Source organism: Citrobacter sp. UYEF32 (assembly GCF_040546205.1).
GTDB lineage: Bacteria > Pseudomonadota > Gammaproteobacteria > Enterobacterales > Enterobacteriaceae > Phytobacter > Phytobacter diazotrophicus.
Map to the genome: position 1 here is coordinate 193602 of NZ_JBEPNI010000007.1, position 21593 is coordinate 215194.

Sequence of the window (21593 nt, forward strand, 5' to 3'; positions counted from 1 at the left end):
GCTAAAACTCAAACTGATAGAGCAGATCAAGTGCCTGATCTAAGCCAGACACCGCTTCCAGATACAGCTTAGGCATCAGGCGATAACGTAACGTGAGAGTCGCCAGTGAGTCAAAAATACCCACACCATATTTTACCTGTAGACCCGGCAGTACATAGCCGCTGACCACCACCTGGGAGGAGTCGCCCACCCCTTCGGTGTCCAGCGCCAGATTGCTTACGCCAAACGTCTCGCCGATTTTACCCACAACCTGACCACTTTGTGCAACCCCCAGGCCCACTAAGGCTGAAGTCATTGCTGCACTATCGCTTTGTCCGCTCTCCAGACCCTGCCCGCGAAGCAGGTAAGAGAGCGCCTCTTGCTGCGACATCGCCGGGTCGGAGAAGATCTCCGCCTTCGGTTCATCTGCCGTGCCGGTAATACGCACCCCGGCGGTCACGTCGTTCTCGGTGGCATCCGGGTTACGAATCGCCTCGATATTCAGCAGCGGCTGATCGACAGGGCCGGAGAAAATCAGCTCCCCCTTACGCACAATCAAATCCTGGCCATAAGCGTGATAGCGCCCTTCCGGAATATTGATTTGCCCGTTAAGGCCAAGCCCTTGTTGATCCTGAGTCACTTTCAGATCGCCGGTCAGCCGCGCTTTCAGTCCGAAAGCATCCATCCGCACATTATTGCCGACATGCACAATCAAATTACTGTTAATCGGAATCGCCGCGCTTTTCGGTTTTTCCGGTTTCAGATCCGCATTGAGCATCACCTCATCACTGGAGGTGCCAACCGCGCTTTCCGGCAAATCATGCACGACGATCCGCGCCCAGGGCACATCGACCCGGCCATCAAGCGTAAACAGCGTCGGCGTAGCCTCGAACACCAGGTCAGGGGAGACGTCCAGACGCACCATAGGCGGCACGGTAATACGCACCTTGTTCCCCTGTGCCGCCACGCGGGCACGCCAGTTGTTAATCTGGCTCCAGTCCGCATCACCGCTCAGGTTAATCTGTCCACGCTGGGTCCGCACCACCCCTTGCAGGGTCGAGGTGGTGCCATTGAAGTTCATTGCCAGTTGGCTGGGCTGCATATCGAACGGCATGAAGTTACCTTCCACATCCACACCGTTGAGCTGCATCTGCCCGAACAATTGCGGGCTTTGCAGATTTCCGCCGAGCCGTAGGTTAGCGTTCAGCGTACCCGCCGCTTTCTCGCCGCGCGTAAAGATGGCGTTAGCCATTGCCAGCGAGAAATTGCGGATATTGACGTTACCGCCAAGGTTACGCCGCCCCTGCGGATCGGTGATCTGCACCTGCCCGTCAAACTGTCCGTTATTGTTCAGACGGATCAGCCAGCCTAAATCCGCACGGTTATTCTGCAACTTCGCGTTAAGGTTCAGTGTTTCGAAGGCGACCGGCAGCGGTGCATCGTTCACTACCTGGGTCACTTTGACATTACGCCCGGATAGCGTCACTTCACCCTGCGGCAAGCCTTCTTTGCTGGCATCCCACGAAACATCAGCCTTACCGCTGAATGTGCCGCTGGCCTGGGTGGTATCCGGCATAAAGGGTTTCAGCATCGCCAGGTCGAAGCGGTTCAGATTGACTACCGCACGCCCCTGCGCCCCGGCATCGATCGTCTGCGGCACGCAAAGCTCCGCATTCGGGTTGGTCCAGCAGTGTGGCCCAATACTGATCTTCTGTTCCTGATTACGGTAATCCAGCGCGATTTCACGGTTCAGGGCAACTGGCCCGACGGGGGTGGTGAAGCGTGTATCGCTAAGAGTGCCCTTCCAGCGCTGTTCGTTGCGATCAAAACTCCCGGCCAGTTTTAACTGCCCGGCGACCGGCTCACCCTGCACCCGCAACTCAAGCTCGTGCTGCTTTTCACTACCTTTGGCAGCAAGCGTTGCCAGGCTGATATTCACCCCAGGCTGAGAGAGGCGTTCAACCCGCACATCCATCGTACCGGCAAGCTGATCGGTCGATTTCACATCCCCTTTCACCAGGACACGGGCCACACGCAGCGCTTGCCAGCGCAGATTGCTGGCGGTGATATCCGCCATTACCTGTGGCGCATCCACCGTACCGCGAATATTCACCAGCCCTTTAGCCGTACCGCCCAGCCCTGGCAGTGCGTTATCCAGACCTGGCGCGTCGATGTTGGCATCCAGGTTAAGATCTTTTACGCCCAGTTCGCCTTTGACATCGGCTTTGTTGCGACCCAGTTCCAGATGCAGCCCCGGAATGGTCCACTGCATATAGCTGTTGCCTTTAAGCTGCCCGTCAACGCTGACTTTATTTTGTTTCACGTTCCCGGCGAGTTTCAGCTCCGGGATATCAAGCTGCCAGGTTCCGCCATAGAGACTGCCGCGCATTTTCGCCAGCCCGTTCAGTTTTGCAGGCCAGTCCGGGAAGGTTTTTGCGGTGTTGATGCCGTCCAGCGTTAACTCACCTCGCCAGCTAATCGCCTGCTGCCAGTCGAGCAAGGCTTTGAGTTCGGTTTTCCCTTCCAGCGCGGCTACGCTCAGCTTGTCGATGCTGATTTGCTGCTCGTTACCTTTACCGTCCAGAGTGATGGTGGCTGGTGGTACGTCCTGGCCCTTTACCGCCGTGCGGAACGACAGCGTGTAGTCAGTCATTTTACCGGTCAGCTTGAGCTTAAGGTCGTCGGCCTGATACTGTTTTTCACCGGTAAACGGCCAGTAGAGCTGCTCGCTGGTGATGTCCAGATTGAGCGGCAGCCCCGCCTCGGCAAGCTGCGTTTGCCCACGCAGAACAATATCCACCGGGCCGGACAGGTTGACGCCAAACTCCAGTTGTTTGCGCACCTCGCCGCCGACTTTGAGCTTCACTTTCTCGCCTTTCATCGGATCGACATTCAGGGTGCTGTTGAGGGTGATATCTACCGGCCAGTTATCCCGCAATGTCGCCGTGCCCGTGGCATTAAGCGTGCCCTGATTTGAATCGATATCGAACGCATCAAGCTTCATATTGCCGTCAATGCTGCTCACTTTGAGCAGCATATTGCTGACCGTGATATCAGTGTCGCCGGTTAAGCGAAGCTGCTCACCGCGAAATTCTTCAATATTGAGATTGAGCGGCAGATGCACATCCGTCATCTGCGGCAGCAGCGGTTTGGCGAAGAGTTGCTTAAGGGATTCGCCCAGCGGCAGTTCATCCGGTTTCGGATTCTCAACCTTCGGCTCCACCACCTGTTCCTGCGCCACCTTCGCCACTTTCGGCAGGGCAATCAACAGGCCGCTCAGCGAGGTGGGTTTCAGGGTCAGGTTCTTCTCTTCCCAGTTCAGGGCAGAGGAGAAGTTCATGACGGAGACGGTCGTGTCATCAATATTGATATTGACGTTATTGAGGGCCACGCGGCTTAACGTAATGGGATACGGCGTGGAAAGGTTTAACGGCCCGTTATCCTCTTCTTTCACCGGCGCGGCAGGTGGCATCTTTTTGGTATCGATGACCACATTGATATCTTTTAGCGAGATATCGTTCACGCACAGGCTACTGTCACGCAGGCAGCCCAGTTTCACCGCCAGATGGAACTCTCCGGCATTCACCGCGATACCCGGCTGATCGTAACGAATGTTTTTCAGCGATAAATCACGCCAGCCGCCCGTCACCTGGCCGATTTCCAGCCCCGGAACCCAACGGTTGGCGGCCTTAAACAGCAGGTGTAACCCGCTCGTCGTCCCGACGAGAAAAATAACCGTCCCCAGCACTAACAGGATAAACACCAGTACGCCGAGGCTTATCTTCTTCCATAAACTCATAATTCAGGCCCCAAACCGATGTAAAACTGTAATCCATGCTCGTCTTTATCGCCGACCGGAACGGCCAGATCGAATTTGATCGGGCCAACCGGTGATTGCCAGCGCACCCCGACGCCGGTACCGGTTTTGAAATCACTGCGGCGGATATCGCTCACGGCCTCGCCGCTGTCGACAAAGACCGCGCCCCACCATTTACCCGTCACGTTGTACTGATATTCCAGCGATCCGGTGGCCATTTTCGAGGCGCCGATCAGCTTGCCGTCATCATCCTTCGGCGCGATAGATTTGTATTTATAGCCGCGGATGCTGCGATCCCCCCCGGCAAAGAAGCGCAAATCTGGCGGTACGCGGTTAAAATCGTCTGTTTCAATCCACCCCAGGTTGCCACGGGCCACAAAACGGTGGCGGTCATATAACGTGCGGATCCAGGCGTTTTGCGCCTGCATCACGATAAACTCCACATCCGAGCCCCAGGCGGTGCTGGAGTAATCGATGGAATAACGCTGAGAATCACCCCAGGTCGGCATCAGACCGCCGCGCGAACGGGTACGGCTGATCATCACCCCCGGATAAAGCAGCATGGTGGTGTTGGTTACGCTCGCCTGCGTAAAGTGGTCGAGGCTCCAGCGCAGGTTAATAGCGCGCTGCCAGCCGCTGGAGAGATCCCAGTAACGGGACACCGCAAGCGTGGTGGAGTCCGCTTCGGTATCATTTAAATCGGTGCGCTTAAAACCGCCCTGTACCAGATAATATTGCTCAAGCGGGTTTTTGAGCAGCGGAACTTTGTAGCTGAAATCAAGCTGTTGTTCCGGCGCCGAGACGCTGGCTGTGGTGGTAAAACTGTGGCCATAGGAGTTTATCCACGGCTTTTTCCATGTGGCTTTGACGCGCGGACCTACGTCGGTGGAATAGCCGATGCCGGTCTCAATGGTGTTTTCAATACGCGGTGCGACGACACCTTTTAAAGGTAGTACTTTGCTTTCTCTGGCTTTATCAAACTCCGGTGCCACCACCACGGAGTTAAACCAGCCGGTAGCCGACAGGCGACGGTTAAGTTCCGCCAGATCTTTGGTCTGGTAATAATCACCTTTTTTAAACGGCACCAGATTTTGCAGATACTCTTCGCGGATTTGCGAACCTTCGAAGGTCACATCTCCGAAACGGTAGCGCTGTCCGCTGTCATAGTCGATGTCCCAGAATGCCTGATGCCGGTCAAGCGCGATGCCCAACTGGCTGTGGTTGTAGTGGCTATCGAAATAGCCTTTGCGCAAGGCCACACGGGTGAGTGATTTCTTAAAACCGTCGTAATCACCGTGGTTGAGCACAGTGCCTTTTTCCGGGCGCTTTTTTAGCAATGCAATATAATCTTCATCGGTACGCGCACCGCCGCGCAGGATCACATCCGTACCGCCGATGCGTACCGGTTCCCCTGCCGAGACACGCGCAATCAACACCTGACGCCCTTTCGCCGGCGGTGGGCGAAGCTCGAACTCGATAGTGGGTTCGTAATATCCCAGCGCTTTCAAACCTTCACGGATGGCGTCATCGACACGCGCCTGAAATCGCTTGTCCGGCGTCACTTCATCGCTCTGGATGGTGGAAAGCTGAGCGCGGACATTTTTCTGCAGCGCTCCGGTCAACCCTTCCAGTTGCAATCGGACGTTTGCCGACATGGCGCTATGGCTTGCCAGCAACAAACCGGCAAAACATAAAGTACGGATTTTTGGCACGTTCTCTCCTGAATATCCCTTGTTCCCACCCCTGGAAGGAAACGTCAATACCGCTCCGCGGCTTGTAAAAAATCCAATATGTGGATTGAAAAACGGACGACACCCCAAATATTTCTTATGTTTAAATCTAGTCTGATTTACCGCGTTTATTGTGTTAAAAGAGACGCTTCGTTACAACCTTAACCGCAATTTGCGCTTATGGGAGGCCTCACCATGAGTCTGTTTGATAAGAAAAACCTTGTTACTCAATCGGATGCGTTACCCGGACGTAACACGCCAATGCCCGTTGCCACGCTACATGCTGTTAACGAGCACTCCATGACAAACGTACCGGAAGGGATGGAGACCGCTTATTTCGCAATGGGTTGCTTCTGGGGTGTCGAACGTCTGTTCTGGCAACTGCCCGGTGTCTACAGCACGGCGGCAGGTTACATGGGCGGTTATACGCCGAACCCAACCTACCGCGAAGTGTGTACCGGACAGACGGGCCATGCCGAAGCGGTTCGCGTAGTGTATGACCCGTCGGTGATCAGTTATGAGCAGCTTCTGCACGTGTTCTGGGAAAACCACGATCCGGCCCAGGGGATGCGTCAGGGCAATGACCACGGCACACAATACCGCTCCGCCATTTATCCGCTGACGCCCGAGCAGAGCGCCGCCGCCCACGCCAGCCTCGAACGCTTTCAGGCGGCAATGCGGGCCGCGAATGATGATCGAACTATTACGACGGAAATTGTTAACGCACCGCCGTTTTACTATGCCGAAGACGATCATCAGCAGTATCTGCATAAAAACCCCTATGGATATTGCGGCATTGGTGGCATTGGCGTTTGCCTGCCGCCGCAACTGGCCTGATATTTCTTATTACCGGTTCAGCTTCCTGAACCGGTTTTCACGTAGCACCTGACCCGCTCACCCTGGAAATTCTCGCTTTAACTTTTCGCTATTCTTTCTCAACCGGCCACGCTATTTACTCGTCATTACTGGTTTAATTTCGCATGCCTGAACTGCATTACGAGATATGTGTATCCCGTTCATTTTATTGAGAAGTTTTTTTAACGTTTTCATTTTTTAACTTAAGTAAAATCTGTCATATATAACGTTCTTTTTCATAAGCGTATTTCAGATAAATTTCCATTTAAGAGTGACATCACCTGTCGCAATATGCTCTTAGTATGTGTTACACGCGTTGTAAGCATGTTTTTGAGAAAGCGATGTGAATACCACCTGGAGGGAGATTTTATATGCCTTACTTAGCAGAAAGGATAACCACTCCACACGGTCAACTACTGGGCGTTAAGATCTACCCAAGAAAAACGCTTGTCCTTAACAGCCTGGAAAAAAAAAGAACTTATCTTTTTGATTTAATGAATGCCATCGGCAATAAAGCCGATTTTTTTAAAAAGCGTGATTTGTTCTGTCTGGTCTCCATCACCGATGAAGAGATCGCAATGCTATTAACGTTCGACTTAGTATTGCAGGCAACACTGGCTCGACTCCCTTTTGTAAAATTACAAATCAACCAAACATTTGAAACAGCCATACAGGATTTAGCAAAAAGTAAAAATGGTATCTGGCTGAGTCATGTGGGGAATGAAAACGCGCCCTTTACGCAGTACTGTGAGGCAATCGTTTTGGATGAAACCTTTACGAACAACGAGCTAAACAAAAATACGTTTCCGTATCTTATCCAAAATTTAAAGCGTTATTGCGAAAAAGTTATTATAAAAACAGACAATAATATTAACCGTCGGGCACTTGAAGAGGCGGGCATTTGGGCCTGTTGCGGGCTTTATGCGCCAATACCGTTCAGTAAGGTGCATCAGTTAATGTAACCCTTTGTTGCGAAACGCCCTGCCCATTTACAGTGTCATTTATTACGAAATGAATATGAATTGATATCTTGCTTTATTTTTTCACACATAAACAGTGAAAAACTCCAGTATATCCTCAGGTAAGGAAGGACGTCTTACGGCCATAAAAAAGCCGTCTTCATAGTGAAGTCAGTGCCAGAACCATCACTGCTTAACAACGTTCTTTGCACAAGTGGCAATGGACAAATGCGCTAACTATCAAAGAAATACCCTTTGATAGGTATATATATTGATATTAATTATCGATCAATAAATGATTGATTAATAACTTTTAGCGATCAATATTAGATATATCTAGGCATTAACAAGGAAAGGATATGGACCGGGTTAGCGTAATACCCATTCACAGCCTGAATGGCACAATTGTTGGATTTTCAATGGACTGTAGCGATCACCCCCCGCACAGCCATCACCTGAAGTATTGTTCTGACTTCTCTGTCGAAAATGGGCTTTTGTTTTATGTTAACAACCCCAGGAATCTTACAGATACTGCAGCACAGTTTCCACACCTGACATTAATGAAACAGGAAGATCCTGCGTTATTTGGGCTATGGCGGGAAAACGTCCGCCAGGCCGTGGTGATTAATCGAGACTTCTACCATAAACAGGTGCAGAAACCCACTTTCCCTGAACTGATTAAGAACATCCGAAAATCATATTCGGATCGCGTCATTATCGACGGCGTACAAAGTACGTGGGAATTTTCAGTACTACAGGATTGCGGCATCTGGGCGGTTCAGGGCTACATGTATCGCTCAGTACCCTTAAAGAAACTGGAGTGGTTGCTTTAATCGTCACGAAAGAGAACACAAACGTAATAACGAAAAGGTCACATCCACAAAATAGAAATTAAAGGCAAAACCTTAGCGCGAGTAAAAGGAAGTAATAACGTGCCACGGGAATATATAAAAACCCTCTTATTACTCCTTTTGCTCTTTCATTGACGCATTGCTCACCCCTGTGGATAAAGGCTACACCTGAAAAACGACTACGCATTGCGCCATTCGAGCAAGAAACGAACTCACAAATGAGAAAAGCTCCCATCTACATGTAACAAACTGCTTACACTGCTGGCAGGCTGTAACACGCTTACGCTATACTAGCCGTCGAAATTGTAGGTCCACCGCTTCGGACTCGCTTTCAATGTGTTTACCACAAGGATTTTTCAACTTCCCTCCGAGGATCCCGCTTATAGCTGGATAAATTATGTTAAACAGCATCTTAGTCATACTCTGTCTGATAGTCGTAAGTGCATTCTTCTCGCTATCTGAGATTTCGCTTGCCGCTTCCAGAAAAATAAAACTGAAACTGCTTGCCGATGATGGCAACGTCAATGCGCAACGCATTTTAAAAATGCAGGAAAACCCCGGCACCTTTTTTACCGTGGTGCAAATCGGCCTGAATGCCGTTGCCATCCTGGGTGGTATCGTGGGTGATGCCGCTTTCTCCCCCGCGTTCTACAGCATCTTAGTCACCGTGGTGTCGCCAGAGCTGGCAGACCGTCTGAGCTTTATTATTTCGTTCTCGCTGGTAACGGGGATGTTTATCCTGTTCGCCGACCTGACCCCGAAACGCATCGGTATGATCGCGCCTGAAGTTGTGGCTTTGCGCATTATCAACCCGATGCGCTTCTGCCTGTTTCTCTTCCGCCCGCTGGTGTGGTTTTTTAACGGCATGGCTAACATTATTTTCCGCATCTTCAAGCTGCCAATGGTGCGTAAAGATGACATCACGTCTGATGATGTCTATGCCATCTTCGAGGCTGGCGCGCTGGCCGGGGTGCTGCGTAAGCAAGAGCATGAGCTGATTGAGAATGTGTTTGAGCTGGAATCGCGCACGGTACCATCGTCAATGACATCGCGCGAAAACGTGGTGTGGTTTGATCTGCATGAAGATGAGCAAAGCTTAAAACGAAAAGTCGCTGAAAACCCGCACTCCAAGTTCCTTGTATGTAATGAAGACATTGACCATATCGTTGGTTACGTCGACTCAAAAGACCTGCTTATTCGCGTACTGGCCAACCAAAGCCTGGTGCTGAGCAGCGGCGTGCAAATCCGCAACACGCTTATTGTGCCGGATACGTTAACGCTCTCCGAAGCGCTGGAAAGCTTTAAAACGGCAGGTGAAGACTTTGCGGTCATCATGAACGAGTATGCGTTGGTGGTGGGGATTATCACCCTCAACGACGTAATGACCACGCTGATGGGCGACCTGGTCGGTCAGGGGCTGGAAGAACAAATCGTCGCGCGTGATGAAAACTCATGGCTGATTGACGGCGGCACGCCGATTGATGACGTGATGCGGGTGCTGGATATCGACGAGTTCCCTCAGTCCGGCAATTACGAGACCATTGGCGGCTTTATGATGTTCATGCTGCGTAAGATCCCGAAACGTACCGACTCGGTGAAGTACTCCGGCTATAAGTTCGAAGTCGTGGACATTGATAACTACCGTATCGACCAGTTGCTGGTCACGCGGATTGATAACAAGGCCACGGTGTTAACGCCAAAGTTGCCGGATGCTGAAGAGAAAAGCGAGTAATCGCGACGGCAAATCACTACATAAAAGGCGGCGTAATTTCCGCCTTTTTTCTTGCCTGCCATTCAGCGGCGATTCTCCCCTGAAAACATCAACGGCTCCCTGACGGAGCCGTTTTTGTTGTACTGCGATTACTGCATAGCGTAGTGGGTTGGTTAAGCCATCTCAGTTTGCAGACGCATAACCTGACGGTTGACTTCGGACATCACAGTAAAGTGCTGTTTGTCCTTCACTTTCGGGATAAGGATCTTGCCTTTATCAAACTCGAAAGCGCCAACGTCCTTGATGTACAACCGTCCACGGAACAGGATTTTCACGTACTTTGCCACCTGAAGTGGGTTGTAACGTTGGAAAATTTTCATTTTTGTATCTCCTGCTAAGTAATACGCCCTTGCGGTGCCACGCTTGGCCCAACAGTGATGAGCGCAAATTTTGGTGCTCAATGAGCATAGTTCAGAAACAACATGAGACCTAGTATGTATAAGTTTATTTACCTTTTGATTACAGTTATTCAGAATTTTCTTTTCAGCGCTTACGAACAGGCAGTATAAGTCGTCGTTTTTTCGCCGTTATGTGCGTTAACCCGCAAACTGGCATCCCGTTTGCGGGAAAAGCACATTGATCGCACTTATGATTAAAAGGTTGAGTTAAGTGGTCGGATCACCTGCAAACAATAAAAGGAAACACCATGACCTTACGTAACATCCTGGCAGCCACCTGCCTGCTACTGCCGCTCCTGGCGCAAGCCCACAATTTTGAAACCAGCCAACGAGTACCGCCTGTGGGCATCGCTGACAGAGGGGAATTGATTCTCAATAACGATAAGTTTAGCTACAAAAACTGGAACAGCGCGCAGCTTCCTGGCAAAGTGCGAGTGGTGCAACATATTGCCGGTCGGACCTCTGCCAAAGAGAAAAATGCCGCGCTGATTGAAGCGATCAAGGCCGCAAATTTACCTCATGATCGTTACCAGACGACGACCATCATCAATACAGATGATGCTATCCCCGGCTCAGCAATGTTTGTGCGCAGCAGTATTGAGAGCAACAAAAAGCTCTATCCCTGGTCACAGTTTATTGTCGACAGTGATGGCGTAGCGCGAAAGGCCTGGCAACTTGATGAAGGCAGTTCAGCCATCGTTGTGCTGGATAAAGACGGACGGGTGCAATATGTCAAAGACGGCGGGCTGACACAGGCGGAAGTGCAGCAGGTCATCGCCCTGCTGCATAAATTACTCGACGGTCAGTAAATCGACACTCGAAAGCCGGGGTTCAGGAAAGATTCACGCGGCGTGTAATCCAGGGTTTTTCCCTGCCAGTCGTGAACATGTGCCCCGGCTGCCACGGCTACCGCATGGCCTGCCGCCGTATCCCAGACGCTGGTCGGCCCGAAACGCGGATACAGTTGAGCCTGTCCCTCTGCCACCAGGCAGAATTTCAGCGATGAACCAATCGCGGTCGTCTGATGTTCGCCCAACTGCGTTAAATACTCTTTCAGTTCGTCATCCGCGTGGGAACGGCTTACCACCACCAGCGGCGGACGCGCGTCACGCACTTTAATCTGCGTCCGCGTGCCGTTTTCCTCTTTCCACGCTTTACCTTCCGCCGCGCAATACATCACTTTAAGCACCGGGGCATAAACGACGCCAAGTACCGGTTTCCCGTTTTCAATCAGGGCGATATTCACCGTGAACTCACCGTTACGCTTTATAAACTCTTTAGTGCCGTCCAGCGGATCGACCAGCCAGTAACGCTGCCAGTGCTGACGAACGCTCCAGGAGGGGGGATCTTCTTCCGACAGAACCGGAATATCCGGCGTCAGTGCCTGTAGCCCGCCAGCAATCACCGCATGCGCGGCAATATCGGCGGCCGTTACGGGGGAATCGTCGGATTTGCTGGTTACATCCATCGGCTTATGGCCGTCGTAGACCTGCATAATGGCATCGCCCGCTTCTCGCGCGAGCTGACAAATGGCTTCTAACATCATCCACCTCTTATCTATGGCAGTGGGGTTTTTACCCTCAATAATTCACATTGCGGGAAGGCGGCAAGTGAGTGAATCCCAATGCACTTACCTCAGCAAGTGATTCGGGTGAGTGAACGCTGCCAACGCTCATGCAACATGAAGTATGACGGGTATAACTCATTGTTTTACTTATATCGCATTCAGGTCGAATCTGCCAGGTGTGATAGTTGTTGCATTTATGTGGCAAATTTCATGGCAGAATTCACAATTCTGTAAGCAACAAAATGTACATATCATTTCTTTTGTGGCTCAGATCTAAAAAGGACACCTCTGATGATTAAGTTTAGCGCAACGCTCCTTGCCACGTTGATAGCAGCCAGCGTACAAGCGGCGACGGTGGATCTCCGGATTATGGAAACCACTGATTTGCATAGCAACATGATGGACTTTGATTACTATAAAGATTCTGCGACAGAAAAATTTGGCCTGGTGCGTACCGCCAGCCTGATCAATGCCGCCAGAAAAGAAGTCAAAAATAGCGTGCTGGTGGACAACGGCGACTTAATTCAGGGCAGCCCGCTCGGTGATTATATGGCAGCCAAAGGGCTGAAAAAGGGCGACATCCACCCTGTCTATAAGGCGCTGAATACGCTGGACTACGCCGTGGGCAACCTCGGCAATCACGAATTCAACTATGGCCTGGATTATCTGCACCGGGCGCTGGAAGGGGCAAAATTCCCCTACGTGAATGCCAATATTATCGATGTCAAAACCCAAAAGCCGCTGTTTACCCCGTATCTCATTAAAGAGACCGCCGTTACCGATACCGATGGTAAAACGCATACTCTGAAGATTGGCTATATCGGCTTTGTCCCGCCGCAAATCATGGTGTGGGATAAAGCCAACCTGAGCGGCAAAGTCACGGTTAATGACATCACCGAAACGGCGAAGAAATATGTGCCAGAGATGCGCGAAAAAGGGGCCGACCTGGTGGTACTGGTTGCCCACTCCGGCCTCTCTTCTGAACCTTATCAGGCGATGGCGGAAAACTCCGTCTACTACTTAAGCGAAGTCCCCGGCGTTGACGCTATTCTGTTTGGCCATGCCCATGCGGTCTTCCCGTCGAAAGATTTCGCCGCCATTAAAGGAGCGGATATCGCCAAAGGAACCTTAAATGGCGTGCCGTCAGTGATGCCAGGAATGTGGGGCGACCACCTCGGCGTGGTGGATCTGGTATTGAATAACGATGCCGGGAAGTGGCAGGTCGCTTCGTCAAAAGCCGAAGCGCGCCCGATTTATGATGCCGCCGCCAAAAAATCGTTGGCCGCAGAAGACAGCAAACTGGTGGAAATCCTGAAACACGACCACGATGCCACCCGTCAGTTCGTCGGCAAGCCTATCGGTAAATCCGCCGACAACATGTACAGCTTCCTCTCCCTTGTACAGGATGACCCAACCGTCCAGGTCGTCAACAACGCCCAGACCGCTTATGTGAAGCACTTTATTCAGGGCGATCCGGATCTGGCGAACCTGCCGGTCTTATCTGCCGCCGCCCCGTTCAAAGCAGGCGGACGTAAAAACGATCCGGCCAGTTTTGTCGAGGTCGAAAAAGGGCAGCTCACCTTCCGTAACGCCGCCGATCTGTATCTTTACCCCAACACACTGGTGGTCGTGAAAGCGACGGGCAAAGAGGTGAAAGAGTGGCTGGAGTGCTCCGCCGGGCAGTTTAATCAGATCGATATCAACAGCACGAAGCCTCAGTCACTCATCAACTGGGAGACCTTCCGTACCTATAACTTCGATGTGATTGATGGGGTGAAATACCAGATTGATGTGACGCAGCCTGCGCGTTATGACGGCGAGTGCCAGAGCATCAACCCGCAAGCTGAGCGTATTAAAGATCTGACCTTTAACGGCAAACCGATCGATCCCAACCAGGTGTTCCTGGTGGCAACCAATAACTACCGCGCCTATGGCGGTAAGTTTGCGGGAACGGGTGACAGCCATATCGCCTTTGCCTCGCCGGATGAAAACCGCGCGGTGCTGGCAAAATGGATAACCGACGAATCGGCAAAAGCGGGAGAAATCCACCCGGCAGCGGATAACAACTGGCGCCTGGCGCCGATTCACAGTAATACGGCGCTGGATATCCGTTTCGAAACCTCACCTTCTGAGAAGGCGGCTGCGTTTATCAAAGAGAAAGCGCAGTACCCGATGAAGAAGGTCGGTACGGACGAGATTGGCTTTGCGCTCTATCAGGTGGATTTAAGTAAGTAAGCTCGTTTATCCCGCAACTGTAGCCCGGACTAGGCGTTCACGCCGCCATCCGGGTTCACTCAGGCGGCGCGGTCGTCTCGCGTCGCCAGCACCTGCGGCAAATTTAGCTCAATCCAGTCGGCCAGCGCGGCCACTTTCTCGCTCACCTGCTCTCCCAGCGGCGTCAGGCTATACTCCACATGCGGCGGCACCACCGGATACGAAATGCGGTTAATAAAACCGTCCATTTCCAGCGCCTGCAGCGATTGCGCCAGCATCTTTTCGCTGACACCGCCCATTTTGCGGCGTAAATCGCTGAAACGGTGGGTGCCGTGGCGCAGCGCCACCAGAATCAATACGCCCCAGCGGCTGGTCACGTGTTTAAGCACCTCACGGGAGGGGCACTCCTCAGCAAACAGATTACCGTCGCGCATCCGCTCGCTCAGGGTGGGATTTATGCCTTCCATACTTACCTTTTTGTACGTACTTACTAAAAGTTAGTTAAGGTGATAGTGTGCCACAACACAAGACAAACACGAAGAGGAATCATCATGATCGCAATTACCGGAGCTACAGGCCAACTGGGCGCACTGGCTGTTGAAGAATTACTGAAAACCGTCAAAGCGAGTGAGCTCGTCGCGATTGTACGTAACCCGGCAAAAGCTGACGCACTGGCTCAGAAAGGTGTCGTCGTTCGCCAGGCCGACTACGGCGACCAGGCAGCGCTAACGGCGGCACTGTCGGGCGTAGAAAAACTGTTGCTGGTCTCCTCCAGCGAAGTGGGCCAGCGCGCCGCTCAGCATCGTAACGTGATCAATGCAGCCAAAGCGGCGGGCGTGAAATTTATCGCCTATACCAGCCTGTTGCATGCGGATAAATCTCCGCTCGGTCTGCATGTTGAGCACGTTGAAACCGAAAAAATGTTGGCCGATTCCGGCATCCCTTACGCCCTGCTGCGTAATGGCTGGTATACCGAAAATTACCTGGCCAGCGCCCCGGCGGCGCTGGCTCATGGCGTCTTCATCGGCGCTGCGGGAGACGGCAAAATCGCCTCGGCCACCCGCGCAGATTACGCCGCTGCCGCCGCACGCGTTATCAGCACAGAGGGCCATGCCGGGAAAGTCTACGAACTGGCCGGTGACAGCGCCTGGACACTCAGCGAACTGGCGGCTGAACTGAGCAAACAGAGCGGTAAACCGGTGGTGTATCAGAACCTGAGCGAAGCCGATTTTGCGGGTGCGTTAAAGGGTGTTGGTCTGCCAGACGTGTTCGCTAACCTGCTGGCTGACTCGGATATCGGCGCCTCGAAAGGAGGTCTGTTCGATGACAGCCATACCCTGAGCAAGCTGATTGGTCGCCCGACCACCCCGCTCGCGGAAAGCGTCAAAGGCATCCTGTAACTGTTAAAGGCTGGTTAATTTTTGTAGCACGCCGCCGGGTCATCCTTAATAATGAGAAGATGACCTGAGCGGAGGCGAAAAGTGGAAGGCGTACCGGAACAATTCTTTGACGAGAGAGACAGCGCGCGTTTTCGCCACCTGGCGCAATTGCCAGGGGTGGAGTTGTACCATGCGCATATCTCCCGTTATGCCTTCGAACCCCACACCCACGAAGCCTTTGGTATTGGCGCAATCGAAGCGGGTGCCGAACGCTTTCGTTATCGCGGTACGCAGTACGTTGCGCCTGCCAATTCCGTTGTCACCATGAACCCCGACGAACTGCATACCGGTGAGGCTGAGACCGCGGATGGCTGGCGCTATCGCATGATCTACCTTGACCCCGCGTTGCTGGAAGAGGTGACCGGTATCCGCCACTGGTGGTTTAGCGATGCTACTCGCCACGATCCCCTGCGCACAGTCAAGATTTGCCGCCTGATTCATGGCCTGTGGCACACCGAGGATTCGCTGGCGCAAAAAGGGATGCTGCTGGACCTGATCGACACCTTCACACCGCTTGCACGTCACGCGCCGGTCAGTCAGGAAGGCGCTCATCGTTTTGAGCGGGTCCGTGACTATCTGCATGATAATTTTATGCACCCCCTGACGCTGGATGAGCTGGCGCAGGTGGTCTCGTTGAGCCCGTACCATTTTCAGCGTCAGTTCAAAGCCCATTTTCATGTGACACCCCATCAAATGCTGATGGCGATTCGTCTGTGGCGGGCGAAAGATTTCCTGACCCACGGGATGCCCGCCGCCGAAGTCGCCGCAGCCACCGGGCTGACTGACCAGTCACACCTCACCCGCGCCTTTACGCGTCGTTACGGCATCACCCCCGTGCGCTACCAGAAGCAGGTCGCCCGGCGCTAATGCGCAATCTCATACAATATTCCGTTCCCCTCCTTTCCTACACTGTGACGGCAAACAGAAACGTCAGGTGGAAGTATGATTAGTGGTGTGTTGTATGCCCTGCTCGCGGGGATGTTGTGGGGGCTTATTTTTGTTGGGCCGTTGATTGTGCCGGATTACCCGGCGGCATTGCAGTCAACCGGTCGTTATCTGGCGTTGGGGATAATTGCCCTGCCGCTGGCCTGGCTGGGCCGCCAGCGTTTACGGCAGTTAACGCAGAAAGACTGGCTCACCGCACTGGCGCTGACCATGATGGGCAATCTCATCTATTACGTCTGTCTTGCCAGCGCCATTCAGCGCACCGGGGCACCGGTTTCGACGATGATCATTGGCACCCTGCCGGTTGTTATCCCGATATGTGCAAATCTGCTCTACAGCCAGCGTGACGGTAAACGCGCCTGGACCAGCCTCGCCCCGGCACTGCTCTGTATTGCGGCGGGACTGACCTGCGTCAACATAGCCGAACTGCACGGCGGCCTGCCGGCGTTCTCCTGGTGGCGCTATGGCTCCGGCATTGCCCTTGCGCTGGTTTCCGTCGCCTGCTGGGCGTGGTATGCGCTGCGTAACGCCCGCTGGCTGCGGGAAAACCCGGACAAGAACCCGATGATGTGGGCAACCGCGCAGGCACTGGTGACACTCCCCGTCTCTTTACTCGGCTATGCTGCTGCCTGTCTGTGGCTGAGTGCGCAACAGCCTGATTTTGCCCAACCCTTTGGCCCGCGCCCCGCGGTGTTTCTCGGTTTGATGTTCGCGATTGCTGTGCTCTGCTCCTGGGTCGGCGCTATGTGCTGGAATGTTGCCAGTCAGCGTTTACCCACGGTTATTGTCGGGCCACTGATTGTTTTTGAAACCCTTGCGGGCCTGCTTTATACCTTCATGCTACGTCAGCAAATGCCGCCGTTGCTCACCCTCTGTGGTATCGCCCTGTTGGTTTGCGGCGTGGTCATGGCCGTACGCGCGAAGCCAGAAAAGCCTCTGGTTCAGTCAGTTTCAGACCACGGTTAATCGTGGTCTTGTTTACCCTGCCCCGAAAGGGGTATATCATCGAATAAAAGATGTATTTAAAATGCATGTTATAATTTCTGATGAGGTAACTGCTATGGCTTTCCGTGACCAACCCCTGGGTGAACTGGCGCTATCCATTCCACGTGCGTCAGCGCTGTTTCGTAAATACGATATGGATTACTGCTGCGGCGGTAAGCAGACGCTGGAGCGCGCCGCGTCCCGCAAAGAACTGGACGTTGGCATCATTGAAACCGAACTGGCAAAGCTGGCAGAGCAGCCCATCGAGAAAGACTGGCGCGTCGCCGCCTTGAGCGAAATCATCGATCACATTATCGTGCGTTACCACGACCGCCACCGCGAACAACTGCCAGAGCTTATCCTGCAGGCGACCAAAGTAGAACGCGTGCATGCCGATAAACCCAACGTGCCAAAAGGGTTAACCAAATACCTGACCATGCTGCACGACGAGCTTTCCAGCCACATGATGAAAGAAGAGCGCATCCTGTTCCCGATGATTAAAGAGGGGATGGGCAGCCAGGCGATGGGGCCAATCAGCGTGATGGAAAGCGAGCATGATGATGCAGGCGAACTGCTGGAAGTGATCAAGCACATTACCAATGGCGTGACGCCGCCGCCGGAAGCCTGCACCACCTGGAAAGCAATGTATAACGGTATCAATGAATTGATCGACGACCTGATGGAACACATCAGTCTGGAAAACAACGTTCTGTTTCCGCGTGCCCTCGCTGGAGAATAAGCAAAGGCGCCCCTGAGAGCGCCTGATTCATGGAAGTCTTTAGAGCCGCCTGCGCGGCTCTTTTTTATTTTCCCGGATGCCAGGTCTACGAATACTAGCGCATACCTGCCAGGCGTTTTTTACCCACAATCAGCCAGCCCGCGCCCAGCACAATAAACCAGATTGGGGTGACGATCAGCGCCTGACGAGTGTCCTCTTCGAGCGTCAGCAACACCAGTACGAACACAAAGAACGCCATGCATACCCAGCACATCACTTTGCCAAGCGGCATTTTGTAGATGGACGCTTCATGCAGTTGCGGACGCTGTTTACGGTAGACGAGGTAAGAGCAGAGGATAATCGTCCAGACAAACATAAACAGGATGGCCGAAACGGTGGTAATCATGGTGAACGCCGCAATCGCACTTGGGTTCACGTACAGCATCACTACACCGCCCAGCAGGCAGATACAAGAGAAGGTCAGCCCTTTCGCCGGTACCGCACGTTTAGAGAGCTTACCGAACGCTTTTGGCGCCACCCCATCTTGTGCCAGGCCGAACAGCATACGGCTGGTGGAGAACACGCCGCTGTTCGCGGAAGACGCAGCAGACGTCAGCACCACAAAGTTGATAATGCTCGCTGCGGCAGGCAGGCCCACCAGAACAAACAGTTCAACAAACGGGCTCTTATCCGGCACCACGGAACTCCATGGGGTCACGGACATAATCACAATCAACGCAAACACATAGAACATGATGATGCGGATCGGAATGGAGTTAATCGCGCGCGGCAGCGACTTTTCCGGGTCTTTGGTTTCTGCCGCTGTCGTTCCGACCAGCTCAATCCCCACAAAGGCAAAGACTGCAATCTGGAAACCGGCAAAGAAGCCGCTGATGCCTTTCGGGAACCAGCCGCCGTCATTCCACAGATGCGCAACAGAGGCTTCTACCCCGGTCGGCGATTTGAAACTGGTCAGCACCATCACCAGACCAACAACAATCAGCGCCACAATGGCGACGATTTTGATCATCGCGAACCAGAACTCCATCTCGCCGAACATTTTTACGGTGGCAAGGTTCAGGCTCAGCAGCACCAGGACAATGGTCAACGCCACTATCCAGTCGGATAATCCAGGGAACCAGAATTGTGCGTAAGCGGTGATCGCCACCACATCGGCCATCCCGGTGACTACCCAGCAGAACCAGTATGTCCAGCCGGTAAAATACCCCGCCCACGGTCCGAGTAGGTCGGCGGCGAAGTCGCTAAAAGATTTGTACTCAAGGTTCGACAGCAGCAACTCACCCATCGCACGCATGACGAAAAACAGCATGAACCCGATGATCATATAGACAAAAATGATCGACGGTCCTGCAAGGCTGATGGTTTTCCCGGAGCCCATAAACAGCCCGGTACCGATGGCACCACCAATAGCGATTAGCTGAATATGACGGTTTGTAAGATTGCGCCGTAGCGATTGTTCAGTCGAAGCCTCTTCGTCAGCCGCGACTTTTGCCTGATCTACCATGTTTATATCCTGTCTGTGTTGTTGAGGCTCTTCTGGCCTTTAATTGCATACTTCGCCCATTCGCGGACGCAACGATATTAGGTAAGAATTGGTAGGATGAATACTCTGAATTAAAAGAGATGTTAAATATTTGTTTAAAGTGAGCAGCATATCACTCAAATTAGGGGATGGAGTTCACAAAAATACACCGCAATACGCGCATAGCAAGATAAAGTATCGAAACCAATTCATTTAATGAATGATTCACGCAACATCGTCTTCCTCTCCCCTGACGAGGAGAGGAAAACATCGGGAAGATTACAGGATTTCCAGTAATTCCACTTCGAATACCAGGGTGCTGAATGGCGGGATGGACGCGCCCGCGCCACGCTCGCCGTAGGCCAGTTCGTGCGGAATCGTCAGTTCCCATTTGGAGCCAACCGGCATCAGCGTCAGCGCTTCGATCCAGCCGCCAATCACGCCGTTTACCGGGAATTCAGCCGGTTCGCCACGCGCGACGGAGCTGTCGAACACGGTACCGTCGATCAGTTTACCGGTGTAGTGAACGCGAACACGGTCAGTACGCGCCGGGATAGCGCCTTCGCCCTGAGTGATAACGCGGAACTGCAGACCAGACTCCGTGCTGTTCACACCTTCTTTCTCGCGGTTTTCGTCCAGATATTTCACGCCTTCTGCCGCCATCTCTTCAAAGCGCGCACGACGCACTGCGTCCGCACGTTCGTGGATTTCACGCAGCGCACGATGAACAACGTCCACCGGCACAGCCGGTTGTTTACCTGCCAGCGCGTCAGCAATACCGGCGACCAGCGCTTCCGGCAACAGCCCCTGTAAGCCGGAGTCGCTAAGCTGCTGCCCTACCTGCAAACCAATGCCATAGCTGGCCTGCGCTTCGATCGTGTCAAACGTTGGGGTTGTCATGGGTTTTCCTTTCATCACTTTTTAAGGTAGCGCGCAGCATAACAGCCACGCCGCAGCGGGTAAAACTTTGTCGTAGTAAAGATGACAAATCGCAGAGAAACAGAAACAATACTCCCGGTAAGATAATTCTCATTATGATGTCACGAGACAATGCATCACACAGCCAATCAGGTAGTTAGCCATCTATACTCAACGAGACAGGATAAATAATGACGCGGAGCAGGAGGAAAGCCATGCCCGGGCGATTTGAACTGAAACCTACCCTGGCGAAAATCTGGCACGCCCCGGATCATTTTCGCATTCTGGACCCGCTTCCGCCGATGCACCGTCGTGGGCTGATCCTTGCGGCGTTGTTGGTTATTATCGGTTTCCTGCTGCCCACCCCGAAAGAGACGGTGACGCCTCCCGCCTCTGTCGGGCGCGAAGCACAACTGAATATTCAGTCACAATCCCAGCCGCAGACACAATCGCAGCCTTCACAACCGCTGGTGACGTCACAGCCGGTGCAAAACCAGCAACCTGCTCCTGTCTTTAACGAGGAACCGCAGGCCGTGCAGGAGCCGATACAACAGGAGCGTCCGGTCGCCGAACACTCTGCCCCTGCTGCCTCTTCCGCTGGCGGTATTGAGCAGCAGTGGCGCACCTACCGTGTCGAGCAGGGCAAAACGCTGGCCCAGGTTTTCCGTGACCACAATTTGCCGCCAACCGATGTTTATGCCATGGCAAAAGTAGAAGGCGAAGGCAAACCGCTCAGCACCCTGCAAAGCGGCCAGATGGTGAAAATTCGTCAGAACGCGAATGGCGTAGTAACCGGGTTGACGATTGAAAATGGCAGCGGCCAGTCTGTCTTGTTCACTCGCCAGCAGGACGGTAGTTTTATCCGGGCACGATAAGCTTCCTGGCCGGGTGAGCAATAACGCTAC

General features: G+C 53.0%; 18 protein-coding genes. 11 read left to right on the plus strand and 7 right to left on the minus strand.

What is annotated here, in order from left to right:
* Position 1: 1 nt before the first annotated feature.
* Positions 2-3778 carry an autotransporter assembly complex protein TamB gene (tamB, locus tag ABIB59_RS20360; protein ID WP_354036815.1) on the minus strand — a complete coding sequence of 1259 codons (3777 nt, stop codon included), beginning with the start codon at positions 3776-3778 and terminating at the stop codon, positions 2-4.
* The gene (gene tamA / locus ABIB59_RS20365; RefSeq protein WP_079497708.1) at positions 3775-5508 is read right to left on the minus strand and encodes an autotransporter assembly complex protein TamA; all 1734 of its coding nucleotides are present in this window, start codon (positions 5506-5508) and stop codon (positions 3775-3777) included. Before tamA ends, tamB begins: the two co-directional genes overlap by 4 nt.
* 213 nt (positions 5509-5721) lie before the next feature.
* Here tamA and msrA point away from each other — a divergent pair, with 213 nt between their 5' ends.
* The 4 genes from msrA (at position 5722) to paeA (ending at position 9923) form a co-directional block, all read left to right on the plus strand.
* Complete coding sequence (gene msrA, locus ABIB59_RS20370; protein ID WP_039077769.1) at positions 5722-6363, plus strand: peptide-methionine (S)-S-oxide reductase MsrA; 642 nt, start codon at positions 5722-5724, stop codon at positions 6361-6363.
* A gap of 389 nt (positions 6364-6752) precedes the next feature.
* Positions 6753-7343 carry an EAL domain-containing protein gene (locus tag ABIB59_RS20375; protein ID WP_071193491.1) on the plus strand — a complete coding sequence of 197 codons (591 nt, stop codon included), beginning with the start codon at positions 6753-6755 and terminating at the stop codon, positions 7341-7343.
* A gap of 356 nt (positions 7344-7699) precedes the next feature.
* Positions 7700-8173 carry a hypothetical protein gene (locus ABIB59_RS20380; protein ID WP_039077771.1) on the plus strand — a complete coding sequence of 158 codons (474 nt, stop codon included), beginning with the start codon at positions 7700-7702 and terminating at the stop codon, positions 8171-8173.
* A 415-nt stretch (positions 8174-8588) separates the two neighbouring features.
* Positions 8589-9923 (plus strand): polyamine export protein PaeA, encoded by a 1335-nt coding sequence (gene paeA / locus ABIB59_RS20385; RefSeq protein ID WP_039077772.1) that lies wholly within the window; start codon positions 8589-8591, stop codon positions 9921-9923.
* 152 nt (positions 9924-10075) lie between these two features.
* On the opposite strand, the gene ABIB59_RS20390 is transcribed toward paeA, so the two are convergent.
* Positions 10076-10282 carry a DUF1107 domain-containing protein gene (locus ABIB59_RS20390; RefSeq protein ID WP_039077773.1) on the minus strand — a complete coding sequence of 69 codons (207 nt, stop codon included), beginning with the start codon at positions 10280-10282 and terminating at the stop codon, positions 10076-10078.
* 326 nt (positions 10283-10608) lie between these two features.
* On the opposite strand from ABIB59_RS20390, the gene ABIB59_RS20395 reads away from it, so the two are divergent.
* Positions 10609-11169, plus strand: coding sequence for a YtfJ family protein (locus ABIB59_RS20395; protein ID WP_039077774.1), 561 nt, complete (start codon positions 10609-10611; stop codon positions 11167-11169).
* On the opposite strand, the gene cysQ is transcribed toward ABIB59_RS20395, so the two are convergent.
* Positions 11163-11903: a 3'(2'),5'-bisphosphate nucleotidase CysQ gene (cysQ, locus tag ABIB59_RS20400; protein ID WP_039077775.1), complete on the minus strand. Its 741-nt coding sequence runs from the start codon at positions 11901-11903 to the stop codon at positions 11163-11165. The genes ABIB59_RS20395 and cysQ overlap by 7 nt on opposite strands.
* Before the next feature lie 315 nt (positions 11904-12218).
* On the opposite strand from cysQ, the gene ABIB59_RS20405 reads away from it, so the two are divergent.
* Positions 12219-14162: a bifunctional 2',3'-cyclic-nucleotide 2'-phosphodiesterase/3'-nucleotidase gene (locus ABIB59_RS20405; RefSeq protein WP_071193490.1), complete on the plus strand. Its 1944-nt coding sequence runs from the start codon at positions 12219-12221 to the stop codon at positions 14160-14162.
* Between the two features lie 59 nt (positions 14163-14221).
* On the opposite strand, the gene ABIB59_RS20410 is transcribed toward ABIB59_RS20405, so the two are convergent.
* Positions 14222-14608 carry a winged helix-turn-helix transcriptional regulator gene (locus ABIB59_RS20410; protein ID WP_039077777.1) on the minus strand — a complete coding sequence of 129 codons (387 nt, stop codon included), beginning with the start codon at positions 14606-14608 and terminating at the stop codon, positions 14222-14224.
* Between the two features lie 84 nt (positions 14609-14692).
* Between ABIB59_RS20410 and ABIB59_RS20415 the strand changes: the two genes are divergently transcribed.
* The 4 genes from ABIB59_RS20415 to ytfE all read left to right on the plus strand — a co-directional run bounded on the left by ABIB59_RS20415 (position 14693) and on the right by ytfE (position 18248).
* Positions 14693-15541, plus strand: coding sequence for an SDR family oxidoreductase (locus tag ABIB59_RS20415; protein ID WP_039077778.1), 849 nt, complete (start codon positions 14693-14695; stop codon positions 15539-15541).
* An 81-nt stretch (positions 15542-15622) separates the two neighbouring features.
* Complete coding sequence (locus tag ABIB59_RS20420; RefSeq protein ID WP_071193488.1) at positions 15623-16447, plus strand: AraC family transcriptional regulator; 825 nt, start codon at positions 15623-15625, stop codon at positions 16445-16447.
* A gap of 75 nt (positions 16448-16522) precedes the next feature.
* A complete protein-coding gene (locus tag ABIB59_RS20425; protein ID WP_071193487.1) occupies positions 16523-17491 on the plus strand; it encodes a DMT family transporter in 969 nt (322 codons plus the stop codon).
* Positions 17492-17585: 94 nt separating this feature from the next.
* Positions 17586-18248 (plus strand): iron-sulfur cluster repair protein YtfE, encoded by a 663-nt coding sequence (ytfE, locus tag ABIB59_RS20430; protein ID WP_071193486.1) that lies wholly within the window; start codon positions 17586-17588, stop codon positions 18246-18248.
* A 94-nt stretch (positions 18249-18342) separates the two neighbouring features.
* Here ytfE and cycA read toward each other — a convergent pair whose 3' ends face one another.
* Together cycA and bamJ are read right to left on the minus strand one after the other, a co-directional pair.
* Positions 18343-19752 (minus strand): D-serine/D-alanine/glycine transporter, encoded by a 1410-nt coding sequence (gene cycA, locus ABIB59_RS20435; protein ID WP_079497704.1) that lies wholly within the window; start codon positions 19750-19752, stop codon positions 18343-18345.
* A 297-nt stretch (positions 19753-20049) separates the two neighbouring features.
* Positions 20050-20670 carry a BamJ family beta-barrel-assembly machinery protein gene (gene bamJ / locus ABIB59_RS20440; protein ID WP_039077783.1) on the minus strand — a complete coding sequence of 207 codons (621 nt, stop codon included), beginning with the start codon at positions 20668-20670 and terminating at the stop codon, positions 20050-20052.
* Positions 20671-20903: 233 nt separating this feature from the next.
* Here bamJ and ABIB59_RS20445 point away from each other — a divergent pair, with 233 nt between their 5' ends.
* Positions 20904-21563 (plus strand): LysM-like peptidoglycan-binding domain-containing protein, encoded by a 660-nt coding sequence (locus tag ABIB59_RS20445; RefSeq protein WP_108702164.1) that lies wholly within the window; start codon positions 20904-20906, stop codon positions 21561-21563.
* Positions 21564-21593: the final 30 nt, after the last annotated feature.

Coding starts and splice junctions, on each gene's coding strand:
- ABIB59_RS20395 (WP_039077774.1), top strand. CDS start 10,609: ATGACCTTACGTAACATCCTGGCAGCCACCTGCCTGCTACTGCCGCTC.
- ABIB59_RS20415 (WP_039077778.1), top strand. CDS start 14,693: ATGATCGCAATTACCGGAGCTACAGGCCAACTGGGCGCACTGGCTGTT.
- ABIB59_RS20425 (WP_071193487.1), top strand. CDS start 16,523: ATGATTAGTGGTGTGTTGTATGCCCTGCTCGCGGGGATGTTGTGGGGG.
- cysQ (WP_039077775.1), bottom strand. CDS start 11,903: ATGTTAGAAGCCATTTGTCAGCTCGCGCGAGAAGCGGGCGATGCCATT.
- ABIB59_RS20380 (WP_039077771.1), top strand. CDS start 7,700: ATGGACCGGGTTAGCGTAATACCCATTCACAGCCTGAATGGCACAATT.
- paeA (WP_039077772.1), top strand. CDS start 8,589: ATGTTAAACAGCATCTTAGTCATACTCTGTCTGATAGTCGTAAGTGCA.
- ABIB59_RS20405 (WP_071193490.1), top strand. CDS start 12,219: ATGATTAAGTTTAGCGCAACGCTCCTTGCCACGTTGATAGCAGCCAGC.
- tamB (WP_354036815.1), bottom strand. CDS start 3,778: ATGAGTTTATGGAAGAAGATAAGCCTCGGCGTACTGGTGTTTATCCTG.
- ABIB59_RS20375 (WP_071193491.1), top strand. CDS start 6,753: ATGCCTTACTTAGCAGAAAGGATAACCACTCCACACGGTCAACTACTG.
- ABIB59_RS20410 (WP_039077777.1), bottom strand. CDS start 14,608: ATGGAAGGCATAAATCCCACCCTGAGCGAGCGGATGCGCGACGGTAAT.
- ABIB59_RS20445 (WP_108702164.1), top strand. CDS start 20,904: ATGCCCGGGCGATTTGAACTGAAACCTACCCTGGCGAAAATCTGGCAC.
- bamJ (WP_039077783.1), bottom strand. CDS start 20,670: ATGACAACCCCAACGTTTGACACGATCGAAGCGCAGGCCAGCTATGGC.
- msrA (WP_039077769.1), top strand. CDS start 5,722: ATGAGTCTGTTTGATAAGAAAAACCTTGTTACTCAATCGGATGCGTTA.
- cycA (WP_079497704.1), bottom strand. CDS start 19,752: ATGGTAGATCAGGCAAAAGTCGCGGCTGACGAAGAGGCTTCGACTGAA.
- ABIB59_RS20390 (WP_039077773.1), bottom strand. CDS start 10,282: ATGAAAATTTTCCAACGTTACAACCCACTTCAGGTGGCAAAGTACGTG.
- ytfE (WP_071193486.1), top strand. CDS start 17,586: ATGGCTTTCCGTGACCAACCCCTGGGTGAACTGGCGCTATCCATTCCA.